Origin of the sequence: Curtobacterium sp. ME12 (assembly GCF_903970855.1) — a bacterium.
Taxonomy (GTDB): Bacteria; Actinomycetota; Actinomycetes; order Actinomycetales; family Microbacteriaceae; genus Curtobacterium; species Curtobacterium poinsettiae_A.
The window spans coordinates 152626-176320 of the sequence record NZ_CAJCKD010000003.1 but is presented as its reverse complement, the minus strand read 5'-3'; the positions used below and the strand labels follow the sequence as shown (position 1 = coordinate 176320).

Below are 23695 nucleotides of genomic sequence, written 5' to 3'. Positions count from 1 at the left end.
CCGTGTTCACGCTCGGCTGGCAGGTGTTCCGCCGCCACGTCACGGACGTGCTGGATCCGGCACGCGTCCGTCGCGCTGCCCGGTGGTCCGGGTCCGCGGCGGTCGTCGCGTTGGTCGGGATGGCCGTCCTGGAGGCCCGGGTCGACTGGACGGGGACCGCCCCGGTCCGCAGCGCGGTCGCGATGGTGCTGCTGGCGCTCGGCGTCGGACTGCTCACCTTCGCGTGCATCCCGACGTGGCAGCCGCCGGACCCCTCGACCACGATCAACGGTCGGCAGGTGCGGCCCTCGTGGCAACTCGCCGCGCGGGGTGCCACGCAGCTGTACGTGCAGCGTCGGCCGGTGCCGGTCCTGCCGGAACACCGCGAGATCGTCCGCACCGACGCCGTCCTGCTGCGGCGGGGGCTGATCGGTACGCTCGCCCGGACGGCACCGTTGCTCGGTTCGGGTCTCGTCGCCGTCCTCGGGGCGTTCGTCCTCGGGCCCGCCAGCTGGTTCCACGTGCTCTGGTTCGCGGCGTACACGGTCGGGCTGTCGGAGTACGTCGTCCGCCTCGGCCGCTCCGAACGCGCCCGCCTGTCCGCCGAGTCCCTCGAGCCCGCACCCGGGACGTCCGCTCGCCCCATCGAGTGAGCAGAAGACGTCGGGTCGCGCAGTCGCACCCGACGTCTTCTGCTCACTCGGCGAACCGACGAGCCCGAGCCGCACCCGCACCGGCACCCGGACCCGCACCACTGTCGGCGGCGACGGGCACACTGGGCGCATGTGTGGAAGGTTCGTCGTCTCCGACACCACGGCCGATCTGTTGCCCGAGCTCATGGGCGAGCTCGCCGCCCGGACCGAGCACGTCGACGAGGACACCGGCGAGGTGCACCCCGGCCTCGCCCCGAGCTGGAACATCGCCCCGACCGACCCCGTGTACGCCGTCCGCCAGCGGCACGGTGAACGGGAGCTGCCGCAGATCAGCTGGGGCTTCGTGCCGAGCTGGGCGAAGGACTTCCAGAAGCAGCGGCCGAAGCCGATCAACGCCCGCATCGAGACGGTCGCGACGAGCGGCATGTTCAAGCGCGCCTTCGCCACGAACCGCTGCATCGTCCCGGCGCAGGGGTACTACGAGTGGGTGGTGCGCGAGGACGGTAAGGAACCCCACTTCGTGCACGAACCCGGCGGCGCCCTGGCGATGGCCGGCGTCGTGAGCGCCTGGCCCGACCCCACGAAGCCCGAGGGCGACCCGGACAAGTGGCGGCTGTCGCTCGCGATCATCACCCGTGACGCCCACGTCGCCCCGGGCGAGGTCCACGACCGCATGCCGGCGTTCCTGACGCCCGACGGCTACGACGACTGGCTCGGTGGCGACCTGCACGCCGACGACCTGCTGGCCCTGCTCGACCACGAGTCGCTGACGGTGGCCGCGGGGCTCGAGCAGTACGAGGTCTCCCGCACGGTGAACAGCGTGCGGAACGACGGACCGCAGCTCATCGCGCCCGTCGCGTAGGCGGTCGCGCCCCGCGCGCAGACGGGAGGCCCGGATCACCGCAGCGGGTCTGCTGCGGTGATCCGGGCCTCCAGTCCGGTGCCCTGTTACGGACGTGCGCTGCGGCGGATGCCCGGCACGACGCGGACCGCGATCCGTCGTCGGGTCACCAGGAGCACGCCCGCCAGCACGAGCGCGAGCGCCGCGAGCCCGAGGCCCACCAGCCCGGTCACGCCCGTGAAGGCGAGCTCGGTGCCGTGGACGATCGCGGCGAGCCCGGTCGGGAACGTGACCGTGACGGTCGCGGTGACCGTCTGTCCCGCGCTGTCGGTGACCGCGTAACCGACGAAGGCGGTTCCAGTGAAGCCGTCGCGAGGGGTGAAGACGACCCGGCCGTCGCGGATGGTCCACGTGCCCTGGTCGGCGCCCACCACGCGGTCGGTCGGCGTGCCGGATTCCGGGTCGAGCAGGTGCAGCGTGCCCGGCTCGAACGTGGCGCCGCCGGTGGCGGAGTCGTTGTCGAGCGGATCCACGACGACCCGGTGTCCGACGATCCCGGTGGCGGAGTCGTCGGTGGCGACCGCCGCGGCGACCACGGTCATGGTCGCGGTGGCGATGGCCGTCTGCCCCGAGGCGTCCGTCACCGTGTAGGTGAAGGTGTCCTTGCCGGTGAAGCCGGCGGCCGGGGTGTAGACGTACGCGCCGTTCCGCTGGATCGTCACGGTGCCGTGGGCGGGCTTCTGGCCCGGGGCGGCGGTGAGGCCGGTGCCCTGGTCGTCGGCGAGCAGGCCGTGGCGGGCGTCACGGGCCACGGGCGTGCCGGACACGGTGTGCCCGGAGTCGTCCGCCGCGGCGATGCCGACCGTGATCGTGACGGTGGCGTCGACCTGCTGCTCCATCGAGTCCTGCGCACGGTACGTGACGGTGTCGGTGCCCGAGAAGCCCTTCGCCGGGGTGTAGACGAACGTTCCGTCGGCGGCGATCGAGGCCGTGCCGTGACGGGCGTGACCCACCGCGACGACCGTCAGGGCGTCACCGTGGTCGTTGCCGAGCACGCCGTGGCCGGCGACCCGGACCGTCTTGCCGGCCGTGGTCGTGGCCTTGTCGTCCTTCGCGGCCGGAGCGACGTCGATGACGACGCGCGCGAACGCCGCGGTGCCGTCGGCGTCGTTGGCCGAGTAGGTGAACCAGTCACGTCCGGACCAGTTCGCCGTGGGCGTGTAGACGTACGAGCCGTCCTTCTCGAGCGACAGCGTTCCGTTGAACGGCTTCGTCTCCATGGCGGCCCAGAGCCCACGACCGGAGTCGCCGACCAGCACGCCCCTGTCGGCGGCCATGCGCATGCTGCGGTTGGTCGACATGGTGTGCCAGTGGTCGACCGCGGCGACGCCGACGACGACCGTGACCGTCGCGGTCGACGTCCGTCCGGCGCCGTCGGTCACCGTGTACTCGAACGTGTCCGCGCCGGAGAAGCCCTTGGCCGGGGTGTAGACGAGTGAGCCGGGCTCGGTGCCCTCGGTCACGGTGCCGTGCTCGGCGCGGCCGTGCGCGGTGACGGTGAGGCCGGCGCCGCGGTCGTTGCCGGTCAGGGTCGCGCCGCTGATCGGCAGCGCGGTGTTCGCCGCGGTGCGCAGGGCGTCGGCGACCGCGGTCGGCGTGATGGTCACGGTGACCCTCGCCGTCGCGGTGCCACCGGTCGGGTCGGTCACCGTGTAGGTGAACGTGTCCGTGCCGGAGAACCCGTCGGCGGGCGTGTACGTGACCGAGCTGGCTCCGGCCGTCGTGCTGCCGGTGGTCGTGGCGGTGCCGTGGCCGGGCTTCGACACCGCGGTGACGGCGAGCGCCGTGCCCGAGTCGTTGCCGGTGACGGCGACGTCGACCGGGGTCGCGGCGCTCGTCGTCGCGGTGTCCGCGGCGGCCTTCGGGGCGACGACGATCGTCACGGTGCCCGTGGTCGTCCCGCCGGAGCCGTCGGTGACCGTGTAGTCGAACCCGTCCGGGCCGGAGTAGCCGGGCTCGGGCTTGTACGTGTACGAGCCGTCCTCGTCGACCGTGACCTCGCCGTGCGAGGGCTTCGTGTGGTCGGTGACCGCCAGGTCGGTGCCCTTCGCCCCGTCGAGCAGGCCGGTGCCGGCCGGCACGGTGGTGGTGGCGTCGGCCTCGGCCGAGGTCGACCCACCGCCGGCGACCGGGGTGACGGTGACCGTCACGGTGCCGGTGTTCGTGGCACCCGACGGGTCCGTCACCGTGTAGGTGACGGTGTCCGTGCCGGAGAAGCCGTCCTTCGGCGTGTACGTGACCGTGCCGTCGTCGTTGCGGGTCGCGGTGCCGTTCTTCCCGTCGGTGACGGACACGACGGTCAGGCCGGTGCCGTGGTCGTTGGCTGTCAGGGCGCCGGAGGTGACCGTGGTGCTGCCACCCGCCGCGACGGTGACGGTGTCGGGCTCCGTGCCGGGACGGACCGTGACCGTCACGGTGCCGGTGGTGGTGCGGCCGGCGGGGTCCGTCGCCGTGTAGGTGAAGGTGTCCGTCCCCGAGAAGCCGTCCTTCGGTGTGTACGTGTACGAGCCGTTCGCCGCGAGCTCGACCGTGCCGTGTGCGGGCTGCTGGTCGACGACCGCGGTCAGGCCGGTGCCCCGGTCGTTCGCGAGCACGCCGTCGCCCTTCGCGACGGTCAGCGTCGAGCCGGCCGTGGCGGTGGCGGTGTCGGCCGTGGCGCGGGGGCCGACGACGACCGTGACCGTGCCGGTGGTGGAGCGGCCGGCGGTGTCGGTCACCGTGTAGGTGAAGGTGTCCGTCCCCGAGAAGCCGTCGGCCGGGGTGTAGACGACGCGGCCGGTGCCACGGTCGAGGGTGACCGTGCCGCGGGTGGCGCCGGTCTCGCCGGTGCCGGTGCCGGTGCCGCCGGCCCCGCCTGCGGTCACGTCGGTCACGGTCAGCCCCGTGCCCCGGTCGTTGCCGGTCAGGGTGGCGGCGTCGATCGTCAGCGCCTCGTCGGCCCGGGTCGACACCGTGTCGGCCGTCGCGATGGGCCGCACGGTGATCGTGACGGTCGCCGCACCGGTGGTGACACCGCTGCCGTCGGTCACCGTGTAGGTGAACGAGTCGCTGCCGGACGTGCCGGCGGTCGGCGTGTACTCGACCGAGCCGTCCGCTGCGACGACGGCCGTGCCGTGGGACGGGCCGGTGACGATCGTGGTCTCGAGGTCCGAACCACGGTCGTCGGCCTGCACGTCGATCGTCACCGGGGTGCCGGCGTCCGTCGACGCGGAGTCGGCGCCGATGGTCGGGTTGACCGTGATCGAGACGGTCGCGGTGCTCGGCGAACCGGAGCGGTCGACCGCCGTGTACGTGAACGCGTCGGGGCCGGAGTACCCCTCGGTCGGCGTGTACGTGAACGTGCCGGTGGCCTGGTCGAGCGTCAGCGCACCGTGCGAGGGGGACGTATTCGACGCCACCGTGAGCCCGGTGCCGGAGTCGTTGCCGAGCACGCCGGTCGCCCGGGTGCCGGCGGTGGCCGTGCCGCCCGCGGCGACCTTGACCGTGTCGTCCTGCGCGGCCGGGGCGACCTGCACGGTGACCGTGACGGTGTCGGTCCCGCCGCTGCCGTCGGTCACGGTGTACGTGAAGGAGTCGGTGCCGGAGAACCCGGCGGCGGGCGTGTACGAGTACGAGCCGTCAGGTCGCACCGTCGCCGAGCCGTGTGCTGGGGTGCTGTTGCCCGTGACCGTCAGGCCGGTGCCCAGGTCGTTCGTGAGCACGTTGCCGGTCGTCGACGACCCGGCCGTCGCGGTGACCGCATCGGCCGTGGCGGTGGGCAGCACGGTGAGCCGCACCGTCGCGGTGACGGTCGCGCCGGAGCCGTCCTTCGCCGTGTACGTGAACGAGTCCGGGCCGGAGTACCCCTTCTCGGCACCGTACGAGAACGACCCGTCGGCGGCGATCTTCACCAGGCCGTGGGACGGCTGGCCGTGGCCGGTGAGGGTCAGGTCCGACCCGCGGTCGTTCGCCAGGACGCCGTCCGCGGCGTTCACCTTCAGCACTGTGCCCGCGTGCACGCTGTACGCGTCGTCGGAGCCCTTCGGTGCGACGGTGACGGTCACGGTGCTGGTCGAGGTCTGGCCCGACGAGTCCTTCGCCGTGTACTGGAACGTGTCCGAGCCCGAGAACCCGCTGGCCGGGGTGTACGTGTACGAGCCGTCGGCGGCGACCGTGGCGGTGCCGTGCGCCGGCGTGGTGTTCGAGACCACGGACAGGCCGGTGCCGCGGTCGTTCGCGAGCACACCCGAGGCAGCCGGCACCGACAGCGCCGTGCCGGTGGGGGTCGTGGCGGTGTCGCTGCTGGTGGTGACGTGCGTGGCCTTCAGCGTGTTCGCGAAGGTGACCAGGACGTCCGTGCCGTCCGCGGTGGTGGCTGCCGGGAAGGTGAAGGTCCCCGTGGTGCCGGTGCCGCTGGCGACGGTCGTGCCCGTCGTCTGGTCGACCGCCTTCCACGTGGTGTCGTAGTTCGCCAGGTCGGTGGTGCCCGCGGCGGTCTGCTCGACCGTGTAGTCCTTGTTCGGCGTCGTCAGGACGGCGCCGGCCTTCTGCGCCTGCACGCCCGTGGCGGAGCCGGCCGTGGTACCGGAGACGCCCGCGGTCGCCGGGTCGATGCCGCCCCCGCTGATGGCCAGGGTGAACTGGTCGCCGCTGCCCCAGCGCTGGTCGACGCTCGCCGCACCCGTGACGGTGTCGGCGTAGTTGCAGCTCGCCAGGTCACTCGCGGCGTAGTTGCCGACGATGGGGAAGCTGCGGACCTCCTTGCCCGAGGTCGGGTCGAGCTGGTAGATCGTGGTCGTCGCGACGCTGTTGGTCGTCACGGTGTTGGAGACGTAGAGGTAGCCGTCCGACGAGAACGCGATGCCGGGGCTGTTCGTGCTCGCCGGCAGGGTCGCGATCTCGGTGGTGCTCATCGCCGTGGTGCCCGCGGTCGCCGGCACCTGGTCGACGTTGACGCGGTAGACCTTGTTCGCCGCGACGACGAAGAACAGGCCGCGCGAGCTGAACGCGAAGTCACCGTTGGCGTTCGCGGTGTCCGCGGCGTTGCGCTTCGTGAGCCCGTTGATCTGACCGACCTGGCCGAGGTACTTGCCCGTCGACGGGTCGTACGCACCGAGCCACCCGGCGTTGTCGCCGTAGTAGTAGATCCCCGTCACCGGGTTGACCGCGCCCCGGATGACGGTGCGCGTCTTGTCCGTCGCGACCGGGTCGGACGCGACACCGGTCTTCGGGTCGAACTGCCGCAGGGTCGCCGTCTGGTTGTTCGACGCCGCGAACATCGAGACGCCCTCGCGCGAGATGCCGAGACCGTTGTTCGCGCCGGTACCGAGGTTCGTGACGTCGGCGGTCGTCCCCCGTGAGGCCCCGGTGCTGATGTCGACCGCGACGACCTTGCCGGTGCCGTCGATCGCGTACAGCGTCTCCTGCGGCGTGCAGACCATGGCGCCGTCCTTCGTGGCGCTGACGGCCGAGGCCGGCGCGGCCGCGACGACCGCTGATGTGGCGGTCAGCCCGGTGCCCACCAGGAGCGCCGCGCCGAGCACGGCGACGGCGCGCAGGCCGGGTCGGCGGGTGGCACGGGTGCCGACAGGACGGTCAGGACCGTCGGTGGGCACAGCGGTGCCCGGGTTCGTACGCTGCATGATCACTTTCGGGTCGAGACGATGCGGGCACCGAGACCGACCGGAGGATCAGGGAGAACGGTCGTTGGCGCCAGGTTGATCCTGGCAGTTCCTCGTGTTCGGATGGGGACAGTACGGGTCCCCAATAGGGGGGACCACTCGTTCAGGGGTCACGCGGCAGCCCGGCACGCCACGGCGCTCGACGGCCCGCCGTCGCGACCCGTGCGCGCCCCGGGCACACGGAAGAACCCCCGCCGGCAGGCCGGCGGGGGTTCGAGGATCAGCGAGCGATCAGCAGCGGATCACACGGTCGGACGGATCACGTCCGGCAGCAGCACGTGCAGGCGCTCGGCCAGGCGTGCCTTCGCCTCGTCGAGGGAGCGGAAGTCCCCGACGTACTCACCGAAGGTGTCGGCGACGAAGAAGTGGGTGCCCTGACGGTCGACGGTGCCGCCGTAGTAGCCGCCGTAGTTCGCGACCCACAGGCCCGTGTCGGCCTGGGCCCACGAGATGCGGACGGGGGCTGCCTGCACGGGAGCCACGACCTGGGCCTCGATCTCGGCGATGACCTCGATCGTCTGGGTGTCCAGGGTCACCTCGGCCTGCTGGCGGTGGGCGACGGTCGTGCTCATGGTCCTGCTCCTTCGTGCGGTGCTGCGTGCTGGGTGGTGCCGGTGGTTCCGGGTGGTGCGGGCGTCGCGGTCGACGCCGGTGGAGCTGGTGTCCGCTGTCGTCACTCGACCGGCCGGATGACCGGCGGGAGCATGACGTGCAGCTGGTCCTCGAGCTTGGTCTGCGCCTCTTCGAGGGACGAGAACTCGCCCACGACGAGCCCGAAGGTGTCGGAGGCCACGTACCGGTCGTCGCGCTTGTCGACGCTGCCGCCGAAGTACCCGCCGTAACCGGCGATCCACTCGCCCTGGTCTTCCTGCACCCAGGTGACCTTGGCGCGCTTGGGGCGCGAGGAGAGCGCTGCATCGGCCTCGAGGATCGCGATGGTGTCCACGGTGTCGGTGTCGAGGGTGACCTCGGCCTGCGTCGCGTTGTTCACGGTGATGCTCATGTCGCTCTCCTTCACGATCCGGGGTACATCGGCTGACACCAGAACGCTACGAGAAGTACCGAGGGGATCGCCAGCCAGGCCCGTCGATTCACGGGTTTCGTCAATGCCATCCGTCGGGCAGCCCCGGATTTCCGGGCAGGTGCGTCGCACTTCCGGGGTACAGCGCCAGGATCGGGGTACTCGTTTTCCGGATCGCCGCGATCGGGGGACGAGATGGTTCGGACACCTGCCTGGAGGCGCGACTCGCTAGCGTCGGCACGTGACCTCCGACAAGCCCCGCGTCGACGACCGCGCCCCGGCCACCTGGCGCAGCCGTCGGTTCGCGACGGGGCTGGCGATCGCCTACGGCGTCGCCCTGGCGCTCGTCGGGTTCTGGGGCTCCCCCGTCGACGCTGCAGGAGCCCCGTGGCTCACCCGTATCCTCACAGCCGCGCACCGTCACGGCCTGCCGGAGCGCATCGACTACGCCACCGTGGAGTCCCTGGCGAACGTGGTCTACTTCGTGCCGCTCGGCCTGCTCGTGGTGCTGCTCGCCGGTGCGCGGTGGTGGTGGGCCGCCATCGCCGCGGGGCTCGTCGTCAGCGCGTGCATCGAGACCGGTCAGGCGCTGTTCCTACCCGCCCGCACCGCGACCATCGACGACGTCCTCGCGAACGGCGTGGGGGCACTCCTGGGCGCGGTTGTGGGTGTGCTGCTGCTCAGCCGGGCGGCTCGACGACGCTGAGGACGATCTCCAGACACGAAAAAGCCCCCGGAGCAGATGCTCCGGGGGCTTCGTTCAGTGTGTCGAGACTCAGACGGACTCGCGCTGGCGACGGACCGAGCCGCGGACCAGCAGGAGGCCACCACCGAGGACGACTGCGCCGCCGGCGACCCAGAGGGCCAGGGCGGAGACGGTCGAACCCGTGAAGGCCAGCGTGCCGTCGGTGCCGGTGCCGGCGCCCGCGCCAGCGGCGGGGACAGCAGCAGCGTCAGCCGGGGCGACGGTGAAGGCCGCGAAGCCGACGACGCCCGAGGTGGCGCCGGTGGCGGTCAGGTTGTAGGTGCCCGAGGCGCCCTGGGGGAACGTGACGTTGACGTCGAGCGAACCATCCGAAGCGGCCGTGTAGGTCTTCGAGACGGTCGTGGTCGGCAGCGCGCCGAGCGTGACCGCACCGGCACCGGTGACCTGGACGTTGACGGTCTCGTTGTCCTGGAACGCGCCCTCGGTGAAGTTCACCGAAGCGGTGCCACCGGCGACGGCGGTGCCGGAGACGGAGACGTCGGAGTCAGGCGTGTAACCGGCGGCGTTGGCGACGGCCGGCGTGGCGAGCAGTGCGGCGCCAGCCAGCACCACCGCTGCGATGAGCTTCTTCATGAATGGTTCCCCTAAAGATCTGATGATCCAGACCCTGACACCCAGAGCCCGCTGATCCGCCGGTGGTTGACCCCAGCCATGGAAATGGCGGTTGTGATGGCGAAGTTGTCTCAATCTAGCGGAGTTTCCCAGCTTGGTACCAGATCACGTGGATTTTGATCATTGGTCGACGTGTGTTCACCCGTTCTCTCGGCGAGTCGATGTGTCCCGTCGCGGACACGCCGTAGCTGCTCGCGAGAGAAACCCCAGATGAGAGCCGCTCAGGAGTGTGCGTGCCGCACACTGTGCGGCGGCTCAAGAGGCTTTGGCCCCGGACAGGTTCGTCTACTGCCCCTCGGAGTGGGGGCATTCTTCTGGTTCGCTTTGCGGAGCTTCCGACCTCAGCCAGCGGCGAGAGGCCGCTCGCAATCGAACGTCAGAGGCTTCGCCTCGGCCTGCCGGACGCCAGGGGTCGAGGTCGCCTGCACCGCTGCCTTCGCGTACTTCGCTTCACCCAGGAAGGCGACACGGTAGGTCAGGCTCTCGCCGGGGGCGAGCAGGGTCTGCAGCTGGGCCACGGGGTGCCCGCCGTCGGTTGCCGTCTGCACGGCCGTCGTCTTGCCGTCCTCGGTGGCACCGAGGAAGATCGCGTCCTCGGGTGCGTACGCCGCGAGCAGGGTCTTGATCTTGCCGGGCTCGACGCCGAAGTTCCCACCGCCGGTGACGTACTCGGGGAGGCTCGTCGCCGCATCGGCTGGTGCCGTGTTCTTGATGGTGATCTGGACGACGGACGTCGGGCGGCCGTCCTTCCGGCACACCGAGCTGCCGACGGAGACGCTCTTGTCGAGGTAGTAGTCCATCTTCGAGCCGGTGCCGTCGTTCAGGTAGACGGCGAACTGGCTCGAGTCGGCGGTCGCCGTCGGCAGCTCGCCGGCGATCGGCGTCCCGCTGATGCGGCGCTGCTCGGCCTTCTCGGCGCTCCAGAGCCGCAGGCGGCCCTCATCGGAGCTCTGGGTCAGCGCAGACACGAACGACTTCGTGTCGAATCCGCCCGACGCGACCTTGTCGAACACCGCGCTGGCGGCGGACGCGAAGAACGCGTCCTGCACGACCGGGTCGGGGTACTTGGCGTACACGTCGCTCAGCAGCAGCTGGACGGCATTGTCCGCGGTCAAGGTGTCGCCGGTCGGCAGCTGCACGGGGCCGGTCGCCCGGAGCAGGTAGCTCAGCGTCACGGGATCCATGGCGAGCACGCCGTCGACCTGCTGCCCGAACCGCTGCTTCCACATCTCCCGGGCGAGCTTCGCCGACACGTCGAATCGCGGTGTGAGGGTGACGTCCTGCATGTACTCGCCGGTGATGTCTCCGTAGAGCCCACGCGTGTCGTCGGTCAGCGGAAGCACCGGCTTGTCGTACGGTCCGAAGGACGACCCGGACGCTTGGCTCCCCAGGCCGACGGCACCGTCCTTCGCCTGCAGGAGCGCCACTGCACCGGGGATGCCCCCGCCCGCGCGCAACTCGGCGTTGTTCTGGAACAGCAGCAGGTAGTTCCGGTCCCCGTCGTGCCCGAGCATCGCCGGCGCGAGCTGCACGATGCGGTTCGCCGCGACCGCCTGGTCGGACGCGGAGGACAACGCGTTCCGCAGCTGCCCCACGGCGGTGGTGACCGGCGACAGCGTTCCACTGGTGTCGATCCGTGCCGCGTCGGCGCGTGCCTGCTGGAGCGTCTTCGTGGCCTCGGCGACCGCCGGCTGCGCGTCCTCGATCGGTTGGAGGTCGATCCTGCCGTTCTTCGGTGCGAACGAGTCCGACCCGAGGCCGTCGATGACGCCGGCGACGGGACTGACGGCGTCGCTGGCGACGTCGTCGACGATCACCGAGACGTCCCGCACGGCCCGCAGGTTGGTCCCGAAGAACGGCACGGACTGCGCAGCGCCCCAGACGGGATCGCCGGTCAGTGACCGAGCCGACGCTGCTTCGTCCTCGAGGTGACGCGCCGTCTTCTGGGCGCCGGTGGTGTCACCGCCGCTGAGCTGGGACCGGAGGGTGTCCACGTCCCCGACAGCCCGCTCCAGGTGCCCCTTCGCGAGCATGCCGCGGACACCGACCCAGGCGACGGCGAGGATCAGCAGCAGGACTAGGGCGAGGACGACCCACAGGACGATCCGGGCCCTGGACCCCCGGCGTACTGCAGTGCGTCGCGACTCGGGCTGGTCGGACATGAGGCGATCCTACGGTTCCGTACGTCCCACACCCGTCACTGACGGACGGAATCCGCGTGTTCGCGGTACCAGTCGATGGTGCTGCGGAGCCCGTCCTCGAGGCCGATCTGCGCCGTCCATCCGGCGTCCGCCAGCTTCGACACGTCGAGCAGCTTCTGCGGGGTCCCGTCCGGCTTCGTCGTGTCCCAGACCGTCTCGCCCTCGAACCCGACGATCTTGCCGATCGTCTCCGCGATCTCCCTGATCGTGACGTCCGACCCGGTACCGACGTTGACCTGGTCAGGGCCGTCGTAGTGCTCCATGAGGTGGAACACCGCAGCCGCCATGTCGTCGACGTGCAGGAACTCACGACGGGGCGACCCGGTCCCCCAGTTCTCGACTGTCGATGCACCGCTGCGAGCGGCTTCGTCGTACCGGCGGATGAGCGCCGGCAGGACATGGGAGCCGGTCGGCGAGAAGTTGTCACCCGGGCCGTAGAGGTTGGTCGGCATGGCCGAGATCCACGGACGGCCGAACTGTCGACGGACGGCCTGCACCTGCAGGATGCCGGCGATCTTGGCGATGGCATAGGCGTCGTTCGTCGGCTCGAGGTGGCCCGTGAGCAGTGCGTCCTCGTGGATGGGCTGCTCGGCCATCTTCGGGTAGATGCAGGACGAGCCGAGGAACACGAGCCGTTCGACACCGTGCTCCACCGCGGCGTCCATCACGTTGACCTGGATCTGCAGGTTCTCGCTGAGGAAGTCTTGCGGGTAGGTGTTGTTCGCCATGATCCCGCCCACCTTGGCGGCGGCGAGCACGACGTGCTTCGGCTGCTGGTCCGCGAAGAAGGCGAAAACCGCGCCGCGGTCCTTCAGGTCGAGCTCGGACGAGGTCCGTCCGACCACGTCGGTGAAGCCCTCCGACTCGAGCTTGCGCCAGACCGCCGAACCCACCAGGCCGCGGTGTCCCGCGACGTAGACGCGGTCAGCTCGATCGATCGGACCGGGGGTGAAGTCGGTCGTGGTCATCAGGAACCCCAGCTCTCGAGACGGACGGTGTCGATCCAGGGACGGCCCTCGTGCTCGAGGGCGGAGATGTCGGCGTCGACCATGATCCTCGCCAGCTCGGCCGTGTCGACGGTCGCCTCCCAACCGAGCTTCTCCTTGGCCTTCGAAGCGTCACCGACGAGGGCGTCCACCTCGCTCGGTCGCAGGTACCGCTCGTCGAACCGCACGTGGTCTTCCCAGTTCAACCCAGCGTGCGAGAACGCCGTCGTCAGGAAGTCCTTGACCGTGAAGTCACCACCGGTCGCGAGCACGAAGTCGTCCGGTTCGTCGGCCTGCAGCATCCGCCACATGCCCTCGACGTACTCGGCGGCGTACCCCCAGTCGCGGACGGAGTCGAGGTTGCCGAGGTACACGTGGTCCTCCAGGCCGGCCTTGATCCGAGCGACTGCGCGGGTGATCTTGCGGGTGACGAACGTCTCACCACGACGCGGCGACTCGTGGTTGAACAGGATGCCGTTCACCGCGAACATCCCGTAGGCCTCGCGGTAGTTCCGGGTCACCCAGTAGCTGTAGACCTTCGCGGCGCCGTAGGGAGAACGGGGCCAGAACGGCGTCTCCTCGTTCTGCGGCGGCGGGGTGGCACCGAACATCTCGGAGGAGGACGCCTGGTAGAAGCGCGTGTGGATACCGGACACGCGCACCGCCTCGAGCATGCGCATCGTGCCCACACCCGTCACGTCGCCGGTGTGTTCCGGCTCGTCGAACGACACCCGCACGTGTGACTGCGCGGCGAGGTTGTAGACCTCGTCGGGCTTCAGCTCGCTGAGCAGGCTGACGAGCCGCGCGCCGTCACCAAGATCCCCGTAGTGCAGGAACAGCCTGGCGTCCGGGTTGTGCGGGTCCACGTACAGGTGGTCGATCCGCGAGGTGTTGAACGTGGACGCACGACGGATGAGCCCGTGCACCTCGTACCCCTTCCGCAGCAGCAGCTCGGCCAGGTACGACCCGTCCTGTCCGGTGATGCCCGTGATGAGCGCGCGCTTGGTCAATCGTTCCCCGATTCCGTGGATGTGTCCGTCCGACGCCCCTGCGCCAACCCTTGCAGCAGTTGAGCATATGTGTCGAATGATGCGCGGCTCGACAAACGCTCGTCTCGGAAACGCCGACCTGCTCGGCCCATCTCCACGGAGCGAAGACTGTCCCCACCCAGCATCTCCGCTGCTGACAGGAGCGCCTGAGGATCACCCGCAGGCACAGAAGTTCCGCCTCCGGAAAGGAGGATCTCGCTCTCGGTGACGCTGCCAGGGTCAGTAGCCGCAAGCACCGGAAGGCCGGTGCTGAAGTACGACGTGAGCTTGCTCGGGACTGCCATGCCGGCAACCCCGGGCCTCTCGTTCACGAGGAGGACATCGGCGGCAGCCAGCGCACGGCGGAAGGCGTCGTCCGACAGCGATGGAAGCATCCGTAGTGCTTCGACGCCCGTCGCCGCCTGCTCGAGCATCGTGCGCTGGTTCCCGTCGCCCAGCAGGACGAAGCGAACACGGCTGCCTTGCTCAGAGGCGAGCCGGGCGGCCTCCACAACGTTCTCAAGCCCTTGCTTGACGCCCATGTTCCCAGCGTGGAGGACGATGATGTCGTCGTCGGCCCACCCGAGTTCCCTGCGCGACGAGACACGGTCTACGACCTCGATCTCCTCCAGGTGTGACCAGTTCCGGACCACTGTGACCTTGCTGGGCAGGACGTTCATCCGCTCCACCACTGTGTCTCGGAATCGCTCGTGGATGACAACGACGCCGTCGGCCCGTCGAAGGAGCCACCCTTCGAGCCGTGCGACCGCTCGCGCCATCAACCCGGGACGCTCACTGAGCTCATCGAGGCCCAACGAATACAAGTCCTGAACCCAGATGACCACGGGCACCCGGGTGAACAGCCGCGAGCGGACGAAGCTGATCGCGCTCGACAACAAAGCCGGCGACACGAGGACCAATACGTCGGGTCGCCCGAAGCGTGTCGTACTCGTGACGATCCCGAAAGAGACCTCGGAGAGCGCCCGAGCGACGCCGCCCGGCTTCGACGGCAAACGGTGCCGAAAACGGTCGACGCGAACGCCCGCACGTTCCTCACGTGTGTGTCGCCCGGGCGCTCCGTCGAACCGCCACTGCGGGTAATGCGCATGCGCGGTCAGCACCCGGACGTGTCCTCCACGACGCACCAGGTCCTCTGCGAGGCCAGTCGAGTACGGCGCGATTCCGGTGGTCTCCGGGGCGAAGTTGATGCCGATCAGCAGAACCGACAGGGGACTCATCACCGGCTGAACATAACAGGCGCGCGGCTTTGACCTCGCATGGAAAGCACGATGTCCGAATCAAGAAACACTCCGGACGCGTGCTGTGTCCGGCTACCCTGTGCCTTGTCAATTCGAAAGAAGGTTCGCGATGGCGCGAGTCCTGATCATGCAGCCGTACGTCCCGTCGTACCGAGTTCCGCTCTTCACCGAACTCGCGACGCGCCTTCGGGCGCAGGGACACGAGTTGGTCATCGCAAGCGGTGAACCCACCGGGTCGCAGGCAGACCGGCATGACAGCGCCTCCTTGGAGGGGGTTCAAGAACGTCTCGTGCGCACAACCTCCCTGAAGATGGGACCGATTCACTTCCGCACCGGTTGGGGACGGAGCTCTTGGCGCGACGCAGATGTCATCGTCGCCGAGCTCGCTGCCGGGTCTTTCACCACGTACGGGGCGCTGATGCAACGTCGGCGGCCCGTCGCGGTGTGGGGTCACGTGGACGCCTTCGTCCAACCGGACACTGCACTTTCCCGCGCACTCCGGCGATGGCAGGCGCGCTCGTCGTCCCGGGTGCTCGCCTATACAGAGCGAGGTACGGCGCTCGCTCGTCGTTGGGGGGTCCCTTCGGACAGAGTGACCAATCTTCAGAACACTGTCGACACAACGGATCTGAGTCATGCGATCGAGCAGCGGCGCTCGATCGACCCGTTATCCATTCGCGAGCGTCTCGGGCTGGGCGACGGACCAGTGTTCGCGATGATCGGAGGCATCGACGAGAGCAAGCGCGTCGATCTCGTTGTCGCAGCGCTCGATCTCCTTTGGCGGACACGTCCGTCGGTTCAGTTGCTGGTGGGCGGCCGAGGTGAGCTCGAGCCCGAGTTCAAGCGCTCGCGCGACCGCGGCCAGGTCCGGATGCTCGGGTATGTCGAAGCCGCGGCGAAGGCGGACATCGCGCGGGTTGCCGTCGCCCTCCTCAACCCTGGCCGCGTCGGTCTGGTGGCGGTCGAGAGTATGGCCATGGCGCTCCCGATCATCACAACGCGAGGGACTCGGCACGGACCGGAGTTCGACTATCTCGAGCCGGGGACGGACTGCCTGGTGTGTGCACCAGAACCGGCGGCGCTCGCGGAGGCTATGACCTCGCTGGCTGACCATCCGGAGGCCGCAGATCGGCTCGCCTCCGCAGTCGCCGCCAAGAGACCTGCCTTCGCCCTGGCGGGCATGGTGGACCGGTACACCGACGCGATCAACTCGCTGCTGCAAAGCGTCAAGACGAGATCTGGCCGCCCTAAGATGTGGTGAAACGAGGTCGCTCCTCGCAGACAGAGGGAAATCCGGGACTCATGGCAGGGGACGTCGTGCGCGTCATCAAGCTCAAGGCTGCGCCAGGAGAGCGAAGCACGTGGGGCCGCTCGAAGTTAGCTGTCTACGCGTGGGGGGTCGCGGAACTACTCTTCGTGACCAATCCCTGGCAGATCTCGTCTCAACTCCGAGTGAAAGTTCTCCGGGCCTTCGGAGCCGAGATCGGCGACGGGGTGATCTTCCGGCCCAGGACCCGAGTCCGGTTCCCTTGGAAGCTCCACATCGGTACCGACAGCTGGATCGGGGAAGGTGTCTGGTTCCACAACCAGGACCACATCTACATCGGCAACGATGTAGTGATATCCCAGGAGACGTTCCTCACTACCGGGAGCCACGCGCACCGGCGTGACATGAGTCTGATCACCAGACCCATCGTCATCGAGCCCGGCGTCTGGGTGACCTCGCGTTGCATGGTCGTGGGCGGCGCTGTCATCGGTACCTCGAGCCTCATCAAACCGATGAGCCTCGTTGAGGGACACGTCCCCGCCAACTCGATTGCAGAAGGACGACCAGCTCGAATCGTCGGTACCCGCTTCACCGAAGAGGAGCTAGAAGGGTGAAACTCCTCATCTCCGTCACCTACATCTCCGAGGACGGCGCCTTCGGAGGACCGGTGAGCGTCGCCCTCAACCAGGCAGCAGGGCTCGCAGAAGCCGGTCACGAGGTGACCGTTCTCGCTGGGTGGGACGGGAGAGCGCGACCACATGCGCACGGGTTCGAGCTCGTTCTCCTCAAGTCGAAGCCCTTCGCAGGGATGGGATTCGTAGCGACCAACACCCGATCGCTCGGCAGTTGGCTTCGGCGGAATCTGCGGAAATTCGACGTCGTCCACGTGCACAGCGGTCGTCATCTGTTCGACCTCGCAGTCGCCATGGCCGCGCGCCGCATGGGGCGTCCTTACGTGGTTCAACCACACGGGATGATCCTCCCGTCTTCCCGGCCCCACATTTTGATACTTGACTCGTTCGTAATACGTCCGATGCTTCGCCAAGCGTCCTCGGTCCTGGCACTGACGGATGCTGAGGAGCGAAGCCTTCGACGGCTAGAACCAGAAGCCTGCGTAAGGCGGATCAGGAACGGGATCCGACCCGTTCAGTTGGCTACGTCCCCACGGCGCTCCGAGGTGCTCTTCCTCGCCCGCCTCCATCCGCGCAAGCAAGTTCTCGTCTTCGCCGAGATGGCACGCCTCCTCAGTCGAAGGAACCGTACTGTCCAGTTCGCGGTTGTGGGTCCAGACGAGGGCGATCTCGCCGCCCTCCGGTCCTTCATGAGCACGAACCCTGATGTGCCTCTTCGGTACGAGGGGGCGATCCAGCCGGGCGAGGCTCCGGCGCGTCTGGCGCAGGCGCTGGTGTTCGTCTTGCCGAGCCGCGGAGAAGTCTTCCCTGTCACGGTGCTTGAAGCGCTTTCCGTCGGAACTGCGACGGTGATCACGGATGACTGCGGCATCGCTCAAGAGCTCGCGGACCACAATGCGGCGCTCGTGTCTGAGGGTTCGCCCGAGGATCTCGCTCAGCGGGTCGAATCTCTCCTTCTCAACCCGTCCCTGCTCGAATTGACCATCGCGTCCGGGCATGCCTCGGTCAGAGCCCTCTACGGGATTGAAGCGGTCGTGAGCACGCTCCTGCGCTTCTACGAGGACGCCGTCGGCTCTCGCGGCGTGCTGTGGATGACGAACACCGCGGCACCGTATCGCATCCCGGTTTGGGAAAGCCTCGCACGCAAGCTCCCTGTCGAGGTGATGCTCCTCGAACCTGACCAGCGATTGGCGAGAGACGACAACAACCGCGGACCGGAGTGGGAGGCCCGCTCGCGGACCAATTTGATTTTCGCTGTCTCGTGGCTCAAGACAGCTGTGCTGAAGCGCGGTGAAGCACGTTACTACTTCGGCTGGCTTCGGCAGGCTCATCTTCGGAACAAGCGCGCTGTGGTCCTGGGAGGGTGGGAGTCGCCCGTCTACTGGATGGCATTGCTCAGAGCCAAGAGGGCGCGCGTTCGAACGGTCGGGTTCTACGAGTCACACCTTGGCTCGCAAGGGAACACTCGCGGACCGATCTCCTGGTTGCGGCGTAGGTACTTCGCAACGCTTGATGCGGTCGTCACGCCCGGTCCTGCCGCAACTGAGGCCGTGATGCGGATGGGGGTCGCCAGGAGCCGCATCCACGAGGGATTCAACGCCGTGGACGTCACACACATCCGTGAAGTCGTGCAATCGACGCGTCCTGCCCAGCAAGGAGACCACCGCCTCCGGATCATCTACGTGGGACAGCTGATACCTCGGAAGAACGTTGGTGCCCTCATAGGCGCGCTCACGACTTTGACGAACGCCTCACTCACGATCGTGGGCGTGGGGCCGCTCAGAGCACAGCTCGAGCAGCAAGTCGTGACGACTTTGCCCGACCCGGAACGGGTGACCTTCGTGGGATACGTCCCCGGGCAAGATGTCGCAAAGCTGATGCTGCAGCACGATGTTCTCGTGCTTCCGTCGCTTTCGGAAGTTTGGGGACTTGTGGTGAACGAAGCGCTTGCGTGCGGGCTACACGTAGTGGTCAGCGCGAGGGCCGGAGTGACTCGCTCGGTTGAGAACCATGCCGGGGTCATCGTCTCCAACCCCGACACCATGTCCTTGGTGTCCGCACTCCGGAGCCTCCCGGATCCCGTGGGCCGGATTCCGGAGCCCGAGATTCTGCAGCAAACGCCAGTGCGGTTCTCCGAAGTCTTCGAGAGGGCGATCTTGTCGGAGAACGAATTGTGAAACGGTCGCCAAAGAACGGGTACCTGCCATCATCCGACAATCGGGCCGGCGGTCCCGGAGCGCTGCCCCAACCGCTTTTGGGGACCATTGTTTTTGCGGTCCTCGCCTTGATGGTTCCACTGTTCGTGATCGCGACGACTCCGAACAACGGCTACGACGCTTGGGCTGGTTGTCTCGCGGTAGCGGCTCTCGCGGCCGCACGGTTCGCCTGGGCTGTCTCGGCTCGTGAGTCCCACATTGTCGACATGGTGGTGTCCGTCTTCGTTTACGGATTCCTCGGCATTGCTCCGATGGTGCAACTCCGACAGCGTGCCGAGATATCGACTACGCCTGGATTCCTCGAACAGTACGCGTGGCAATCAGTCGCCATCGTATTCATCGGGTACGGCGCGCTGCTGCTAGGAGCATTCTTCGGCAAGCGATCATCGCTGCACGACTTTCCTGCCTCAGGACCTACCGCTGTGGCGCTCCGGAACTCGAGGGTCGTGGTGACGACCCTGCTGGCATTTGGGATCGCTGCGTACTACGTCTACTCACTCGGACCCGAGGCGCTGCTCCACACCAGGAGCGTGATTGATGCCGAGCGCGCGGCTACATGGGCCAATCCGACGACCGCTGCGCTGGTGACCGGGTTCTCGAACATGGGCCTGCTCGTAGCCGCCGTGGCACAAATTCTGTTGTTTCGTCAGCGGCGCGCATCTGGAGAGCCAGCTCCGTGGGTGCTCATGATCGTAACCCTCGTCACACTCTTGGTCGTGGTCAATCCTGTCTCCAGCCCCCGATACACGGTAGGCACCGTGTATGTGGCTCTGCTGGCTGCATGTGGGGCGTGGTCTTCCCTCAAGAAATATCGGACAGTCGCGGTCTCGCTACTGACCGCTCTCTTCTTCCTCTTCCCGATCGCGTCGACCTTTCGGAACTCGATCGATGCGAAAGTTCAATTCAAGGGTCCACTTGAATCACTCCTGAGCGGCGATTTCGACAGCTTCTACCAGATCAACAACACCGCCTACTTCATCGCCAGCCGCGGGATCACTTGGGGGGACCAGCTACTCGGGGTGATCCTCTTCTGGGTCCCGCGCGACGTCTGGCCCGGGAAGGCGGTCGACACCGGCATCCTTCTAGCAGAATTCCGCGGCTACTCGTTCACGAACCTCTCCGCCCCACTCTGGGCCGAGTTGATGATCAACGGGAGCTGGCCACTCCTCGTGCTCGGAATGACACTCATCGGATTCATGGTTCGTCGGTGGGACAGCAAGCTCGCATTGCACATCGCAAGGGCTGGCACCCCGGGCCTCGTCGGCTGCATCGTCCCGGTCTACCTTCTGATCGTGCTGAGAGGCTCGCTCCTGCAGTCGATGGCGTCCCTATCGGTCATCCTGCTCTTGGCGTGGTTCCTGTCTGCAAGCTCGGCTCGCACGAAATCGAATCAGCAGGCGGCCCGCAATCTATCGTCGCCAGCACGAACAGTTGAAGACGGAGCCTGATCTCACACTTGCTTGTGTGATGCGAGGCGCGAGAGACGATCCTCGAAGAGTTCTATAAGTTGCCTTTTAAACTTTCCAGGTCCGGCTCCGTAGAACTCTCCAGTGGACCCCGACTGTCCGGTGATCTTGGGGCGAACAGGAAACCGCTCGAGACGGATCTGCTTCAACGCAGCCGAGCGGGCGAGCGCAGCCGCCACGGCGTGCTCAAGGTAGACCCCCGCAGACTCATCGATCATCGTCGTCTCGGCGAGGATCACGTCGAGCCACTCCTGAGCACGTCCGGTCACTAATCGGGTGTCAACGAACGACCGGTCCGCAGTCGTGCGAACTCGCACGACGGGTCCAAGCACGGGCCGCAGGACTTGCGACGGGTTTTCCAGACCGAGGCGGCCCGTCATCTTGTGAATGGTCGTGTCCTTCCCAGAGGACCGGATGATTCCCTCGACGGCGAAGCGGATGGCATCGGCCTCGACGCGACCCTTGCCCCTGTCCACTTCGGAGGTCGTCGGGTCGAATGACACCACGCGTGTCAATGCCCGATCCTTTTCCGGAAGGAGTTCAGTGAGGTCAGCCGTCGCTTCGCCACTCGTTTCGACGACGACCAGATCGACTCGTTCGTCGAGCTGAGACCGGATTGCGCTGATCGCCTGCCTGTACTGGAGCAGCCGCACAGCGGGATCAGCTTGCGCGACGAACAGACCGGTGTTCGGCCGAACCGTCGCGGTGAGCAAGACCGTTTCGCGAGTCATGGCTTCCTCCGAGTGGAACGAGCAAGGCTGACCGTCCCGCCGAGGAGCGAGACGAGGATGAAGAGCTGGGCGATCAACGCCGCATGAGCTGCGCCGAGCGCGCCAGCGGAGCCTCCGAGGACCAGCACCAATGCGAGCTGACCGATGGCCGCAAGGACCATCACAATCGCAACGTAGCGGTCCCGCTGGAATGATTGGAGCACCACGACGAGTGGCTGACAGATGATGGACGGGATCACGACCAAGGCGAGGACCTGAAGCGTCGCTGCTGAGCCTTCGTACGAGCCGCCGAGGAGGACCCCGACGACGAAGGGTGCGGCGAAGTACACCACAATTGAGACTGCAATCGCGGCAAGTGGCATCCAGATAGCTCGTCGCAGCTCTGACCATGCGCCCCGAAGGCTCGTGCTCCGAGCGGCGTACGGTGCCAACGCCGAAGAGAACGCCGCCGCCAGAAGCGACATTGGTTGTGTCCAGCGGTTGACAGCGCCGTAGACGCCAGCGGCTGCGGGTCCTCCTGCGGCCGAAAGCAGTGTGAGGTCCAGCGCCTGGGAGCTGTTCGCCACAACGGTGAGTCCGAAGTAGTGCGCACCGGACCAAGGGTTGGTCAGCCTCGGCCGCCGCCGCAGATTGCGCGGACTCATCGACCGACCGACCACTGCGGCGCCGATCGACCCTGCCGACAACGCGATCCACAATGCAGTCGGTGCTGAAACGTCGGCAGCCACCATCACGAAGAAGAGGACCGACGCGAACACCCTGTCGGCCAGGATGACGAGTGCGACCAGTTCGCCCCGCGCTGCGCTTCTGAGCGGAACTTGGTACGCCTGATTCGCCACTAGCGCCACCGTGATCGGACCGGCGAGCCACAAAGCAGATCCTGGAAGCAGGATGGCCACGCCGGCACACCAGAGCAGCGCCGCGCCGACGGTGATCGCGAGCTTTGAGAACAACCGATCGACGAAGCTCTGGTCCGCGAGGGCGCGCCGGGCAAGTTCTCGAGTCCAATGATTGTTCGTCCCGAAATCAACGAAACCGGCAGCAGCAGTTCCGAGCGCGATAGCTGAAACAGTCGGACCAAACTCCGATGGAGAAACCTCCCTCGCTGCAACGAGGTAGAGCAACGCCACGAGCACCTGCGCCGCTCCGGTTGAGGCCGCCAGGAAGAGCGCCTGATGAGACATCGGGCGCTCTTGCGACATCGGACTCCTCATGGAAGCAGAGCCGATGTGAACGCCTCACTACTTGCCTTCAGCACTGCCGGCGGCCTGGGTGAGGACGCGGCACGGTGCAATGCCTCTGCCAGTGTGCGGGTGTCGAGTTCAACCCACTCCCCGAGGGCCGGGTAGGCGGCGAGATCGTTTTTGAGGCTCTTTGCGCCGGCAGCGACAATCCTGGTCCCGATCGCTGCCGCCTTGCCCAGCAGCCCACTTGGCCCCTCGTTCGAGTGGGCAAGGACAACGCAGTCAACACATGCGACTGCTGAGTCGAGCTCTACGTCGCTCAGCAATCGGTCAACGACGACGACGCGGCCCTCTGCTTCGAGGGTTGCAAGTCGGCGCCGAATTTCGAGCGGGATGTCCTGATCAAGCTTCCCGGCCACGAGCAGCCCGACGCTCGTGTCGAATCCGACGATCGCGTCGAGGATCAACTCTAAGTTCTTCCGAGCCGAGATCGCCCCGAGGACCGCAAACCAGTATCGGTCGCCGGTGATGCGGTGAGCAGAACGGAATACTTCGATGGCATTCGGGGTCGCCGAAGTGCGGATCGGGTCTACAGCGATCCCGAAGGCTGAGTGCCCAGACCACGTCGGTGACTTTAAAACCCGCAGATGAACTCTCCCCATCGCCGCGACCCGGCGAAACGCAATAGTCCGGAGCGCGGTCTTCATCGTGGTGATCAAAGCATTGCTCGCAGGCTGAGCCGTCTCACGCATGACCAGAACGCTCAGCTCGCCGCTTCCCTCCCACTTGCGACGGAGCGCGAGACTGATCGCGGTTCGGTCTCCGTCGGGGACGATGACGTAGTCCGAATGCATCACCCGCGAGGCTCGGACAAGGTCGTCGAGTCCGCTGGCCGGTCGACGCCTGACAGCAATCCCCTCCTGAAGCCCACTGAGATGAACGCGTTCCTCCTCGGCTTCCGGATGCTCGCCAAGAACAAGAGTGACATGGTCGCCTCGTTGACGCGCAGCCTCCGCGATGAGGCGGGCGTAGAAGAGCCTGTGACCTGTCGGGTTCGGCTCGACGACTACCGTGCGACGAATCCCTGGCATCACGCTGGCCATCGCAACGTCACCACTTTCCCCTTCTGAGCG

At 67.5% G+C, this 23695-nt stretch carries 18 protein-coding genes; 7 read left to right on the top strand and 11 right to left on the bottom strand.

Annotation, left to right across the window (positions count from 1 at the left end; all coding sequences use genetic code 11):
- Window positions 1-2: 2 nt before the first annotated feature.
- Both H7A73_RS03350 and H7A73_RS03345 read left to right on the top strand, forming a co-directional pair.
- Entirely contained in the window at window positions 3-632 is a 630-nt protein-coding gene (locus H7A73_RS03350) for a hypothetical protein (protein ID WP_182064664.1), read from the top strand.
- A gap of 130 nt (window positions 633-762) precedes the next feature.
- Window positions 763-1494 carry an SOS response-associated peptidase gene (locus H7A73_RS03345; protein WP_182064663.1) on the top strand — a complete coding sequence of 244 codons (732 nt, stop codon included), beginning with the start codon at window positions 763-765 and terminating at the stop codon, window positions 1492-1494.
- A gap of 86 nt (window positions 1495-1580) precedes the next feature.
- Here the strand turns inward: H7A73_RS03345 and H7A73_RS03340 are convergent, their stop codons facing one another.
- The 3 genes from H7A73_RS03340 to H7A73_RS03330 form a co-directional block, all read right to left on the bottom strand.
- On the bottom strand, window positions 1581-7154 hold the full coding sequence (locus H7A73_RS03340) for an Ig-like domain-containing protein (protein WP_182064662.1): 5574 nt from the start codon (window positions 7152-7154) through the stop codon (window positions 1581-1583).
- Window positions 7155-7435: 281 nt separating this feature from the next.
- The gene (locus H7A73_RS03335; RefSeq protein ID WP_247737336.1) at window positions 7436-7765 is read right to left on the bottom strand and encodes a hypothetical protein; all 330 of its coding nucleotides are present in this window, start codon (window positions 7763-7765) and stop codon (window positions 7436-7438) included.
- A gap of 101 nt (window positions 7766-7866) precedes the next feature.
- Window positions 7867-8196: a hypothetical protein gene (locus H7A73_RS03330; RefSeq protein ID WP_071248415.1), complete on the bottom strand. Its 330-nt coding sequence runs from the start codon at window positions 8194-8196 to the stop codon at window positions 7867-7869.
- Window positions 8197-8455: 259 nt separating this feature from the next.
- Here H7A73_RS03330 and H7A73_RS03325 point away from each other — a divergent pair, with 259 nt between their 5' ends.
- The gene (locus H7A73_RS03325; RefSeq protein ID WP_182064660.1) at window positions 8456-8920 is read left to right on the top strand and encodes a VanZ family protein; all 465 of its coding nucleotides are present in this window, start codon (window positions 8456-8458) and stop codon (window positions 8918-8920) included.
- Between the two features lie 69 nt (window positions 8921-8989).
- Here the strand turns inward: H7A73_RS03325 and H7A73_RS03320 are convergent, their stop codons facing one another.
- The 5 genes from H7A73_RS03320 to H7A73_RS03300 all read right to left on the bottom strand — a co-directional run bounded on the left by H7A73_RS03320 (window position 8990) and on the right by H7A73_RS03300 (window position 15045).
- The gene (locus H7A73_RS03320) at window positions 8990-9553 is read right to left on the bottom strand and encodes a hypothetical protein (RefSeq protein WP_182064659.1); all 564 of its coding nucleotides are present in this window, start codon (window positions 9551-9553) and stop codon (window positions 8990-8992) included.
- A 380-nt stretch (window positions 9554-9933) separates the two neighbouring features.
- On the bottom strand, window positions 9934-11754 hold the full coding sequence (locus H7A73_RS03315; RefSeq protein WP_182064658.1) for a DUF4012 domain-containing protein: 1821 nt from the start codon (window positions 11752-11754) through the stop codon (window positions 9934-9936).
- A gap of 35 nt (window positions 11755-11789) precedes the next feature.
- Complete coding sequence (locus H7A73_RS03310; RefSeq protein WP_182064657.1) at window positions 11790-12761, bottom strand: GDP-L-fucose synthase family protein; 972 nt, start codon at window positions 12759-12761, stop codon at window positions 11790-11792.
- A complete protein-coding gene (gene gmd / locus H7A73_RS03305; RefSeq protein ID WP_182064656.1) occupies window positions 12761-13789 on the bottom strand; it encodes a GDP-mannose 4,6-dehydratase in 1029 nt (342 codons plus the stop codon). The genes H7A73_RS03310 and gmd overlap by 1 nt, the downstream gene beginning before the upstream one ends.
- A complete protein-coding gene (locus tag H7A73_RS03300; RefSeq protein ID WP_220456585.1) occupies window positions 13786-15045 on the bottom strand; it encodes a glycosyltransferase family 4 protein in 1260 nt (419 codons plus the stop codon). The genes gmd and H7A73_RS03300 overlap by 4 nt, the downstream gene beginning before the upstream one ends.
- 130 nt (window positions 15046-15175) lie before the next feature.
- On the opposite strand from H7A73_RS03300, the gene H7A73_RS03295 reads away from it, so the two are divergent.
- The 4 genes from H7A73_RS03295 to H7A73_RS03280 all read left to right on the top strand — a co-directional run bounded on the left by H7A73_RS03295 (window position 15176) and on the right by H7A73_RS03280 (window position 20629).
- Window positions 15176-16327: a glycosyltransferase family 4 protein gene (locus tag H7A73_RS03295; RefSeq protein ID WP_182064654.1), complete on the top strand. Its 1152-nt coding sequence runs from the start codon at window positions 15176-15178 to the stop codon at window positions 16325-16327.
- Between the two features lie 56 nt (window positions 16328-16383).
- Window positions 16384-16947 carry an acetyltransferase gene (locus H7A73_RS03290; RefSeq protein ID WP_310648851.1) on the top strand — a complete coding sequence of 188 codons (564 nt, stop codon included), beginning with the start codon at window positions 16384-16386 and terminating at the stop codon, window positions 16945-16947.
- On the top strand, window positions 16944-19142 hold the full coding sequence (locus tag H7A73_RS03285; protein WP_182064652.1) for a glycosyltransferase: 2199 nt from the start codon (window positions 16944-16946) through the stop codon (window positions 19140-19142). The genes H7A73_RS03290 and H7A73_RS03285 overlap by 4 nt, the downstream gene beginning before the upstream one ends.
- 125 nt (window positions 19143-19267) lie before the next feature.
- Complete coding sequence (locus H7A73_RS03280; RefSeq protein ID WP_182064651.1) at window positions 19268-20629, top strand: hypothetical protein; 1362 nt, start codon at window positions 19268-19270, stop codon at window positions 20627-20629.
- A 2-nt stretch (window positions 20630-20631) separates the two neighbouring features.
- Here the strand turns inward: H7A73_RS03280 and H7A73_RS03275 are convergent, their stop codons facing one another.
- Genes H7A73_RS03275 through H7A73_RS03265 form a run of 3 tightly spaced genes read right to left on the bottom strand, consistent with a single transcriptional unit; the run spans window position 20632 to window position 23665 of the window.
- The gene (locus H7A73_RS03275) at window positions 20632-21378 is read right to left on the bottom strand and encodes a hypothetical protein (protein ID WP_182064650.1); all 747 of its coding nucleotides are present in this window, start codon (window positions 21376-21378) and stop codon (window positions 20632-20634) included.
- Complete coding sequence (locus H7A73_RS03270) at window positions 21375-22580, bottom strand: lipopolysaccharide biosynthesis protein (RefSeq protein ID WP_182064649.1); 1206 nt, start codon at window positions 22578-22580, stop codon at window positions 21375-21377. The genes H7A73_RS03275 and H7A73_RS03270 overlap by 4 nt, the downstream gene beginning before the upstream one ends.
- Window positions 22581-22588: 8 nt before the next feature.
- Window positions 22589-23665, bottom strand: coding sequence for a hypothetical protein (locus tag H7A73_RS03265; protein ID WP_182064648.1), 1077 nt, complete (start codon window positions 23663-23665; stop codon window positions 22589-22591).
- Between the last annotated feature and the right edge of the window lie 30 nt (window positions 23666-23695).

Coding starts and splice junctions, on each gene's coding strand:
- H7A73_RS03320 (WP_182064659.1), bottom strand. CDS start 9,553: ATGAAGAAGCTCATCGCAGCGGTGGTGCTGGCTGGCGCCGCACTGCTC.
- H7A73_RS03345 (WP_182064663.1), top strand. CDS start 763: ATGTGTGGAAGGTTCGTCGTCTCCGACACCACGGCCGATCTGTTGCCC.
- H7A73_RS03340 (WP_182064662.1), bottom strand. CDS start 7,154: ATGCAGCGTACGAACCCGGGCACCGCTGTGCCCACCGACGGTCCTGAC.
- H7A73_RS03335 (WP_247737336.1), bottom strand. CDS start 7,765: ATGAGCACGACCGTCGCCCACCGCCAGCAGGCCGAGGTGACCCTGGAC.
- H7A73_RS03295 (WP_182064654.1), top strand. CDS start 15,176: ATGGCGCGAGTCCTGATCATGCAGCCGTACGTCCCGTCGTACCGAGTT.
- H7A73_RS03300 (WP_220456585.1), bottom strand. CDS start 15,045: ATGAGTCCCCTGTCGGTTCTGCTGATCGGCATCAACTTCGCCCCGGAG.
- H7A73_RS03265 (WP_182064648.1), bottom strand. CDS start 23,665: ATGGCCAGCGTGATGCCAGGGATTCGTCGCACGGTAGTCGTCGAGCCG.
- H7A73_RS03330 (WP_071248415.1), bottom strand. CDS start 8,196: ATGAGCATCACCGTGAACAACGCGACGCAGGCCGAGGTCACCCTCGAC.
- H7A73_RS03270 (WP_182064649.1), bottom strand. CDS start 22,580: ATGTCGCAAGAGCGCCCGATGTCTCATCAGGCGCTCTTCCTGGCGGCC.
- H7A73_RS03275 (WP_182064650.1), bottom strand. CDS start 21,378: ATGACTCGCGAAACGGTCTTGCTCACCGCGACGGTTCGGCCGAACACC.
- H7A73_RS03315 (WP_182064658.1), bottom strand. CDS start 11,754: ATGTCCGACCAGCCCGAGTCGCGACGCACTGCAGTACGCCGGGGGTCC.
- H7A73_RS03310 (WP_182064657.1), bottom strand. CDS start 12,761: ATGACCACGACCGACTTCACCCCCGGTCCGATCGATCGAGCTGACCGC.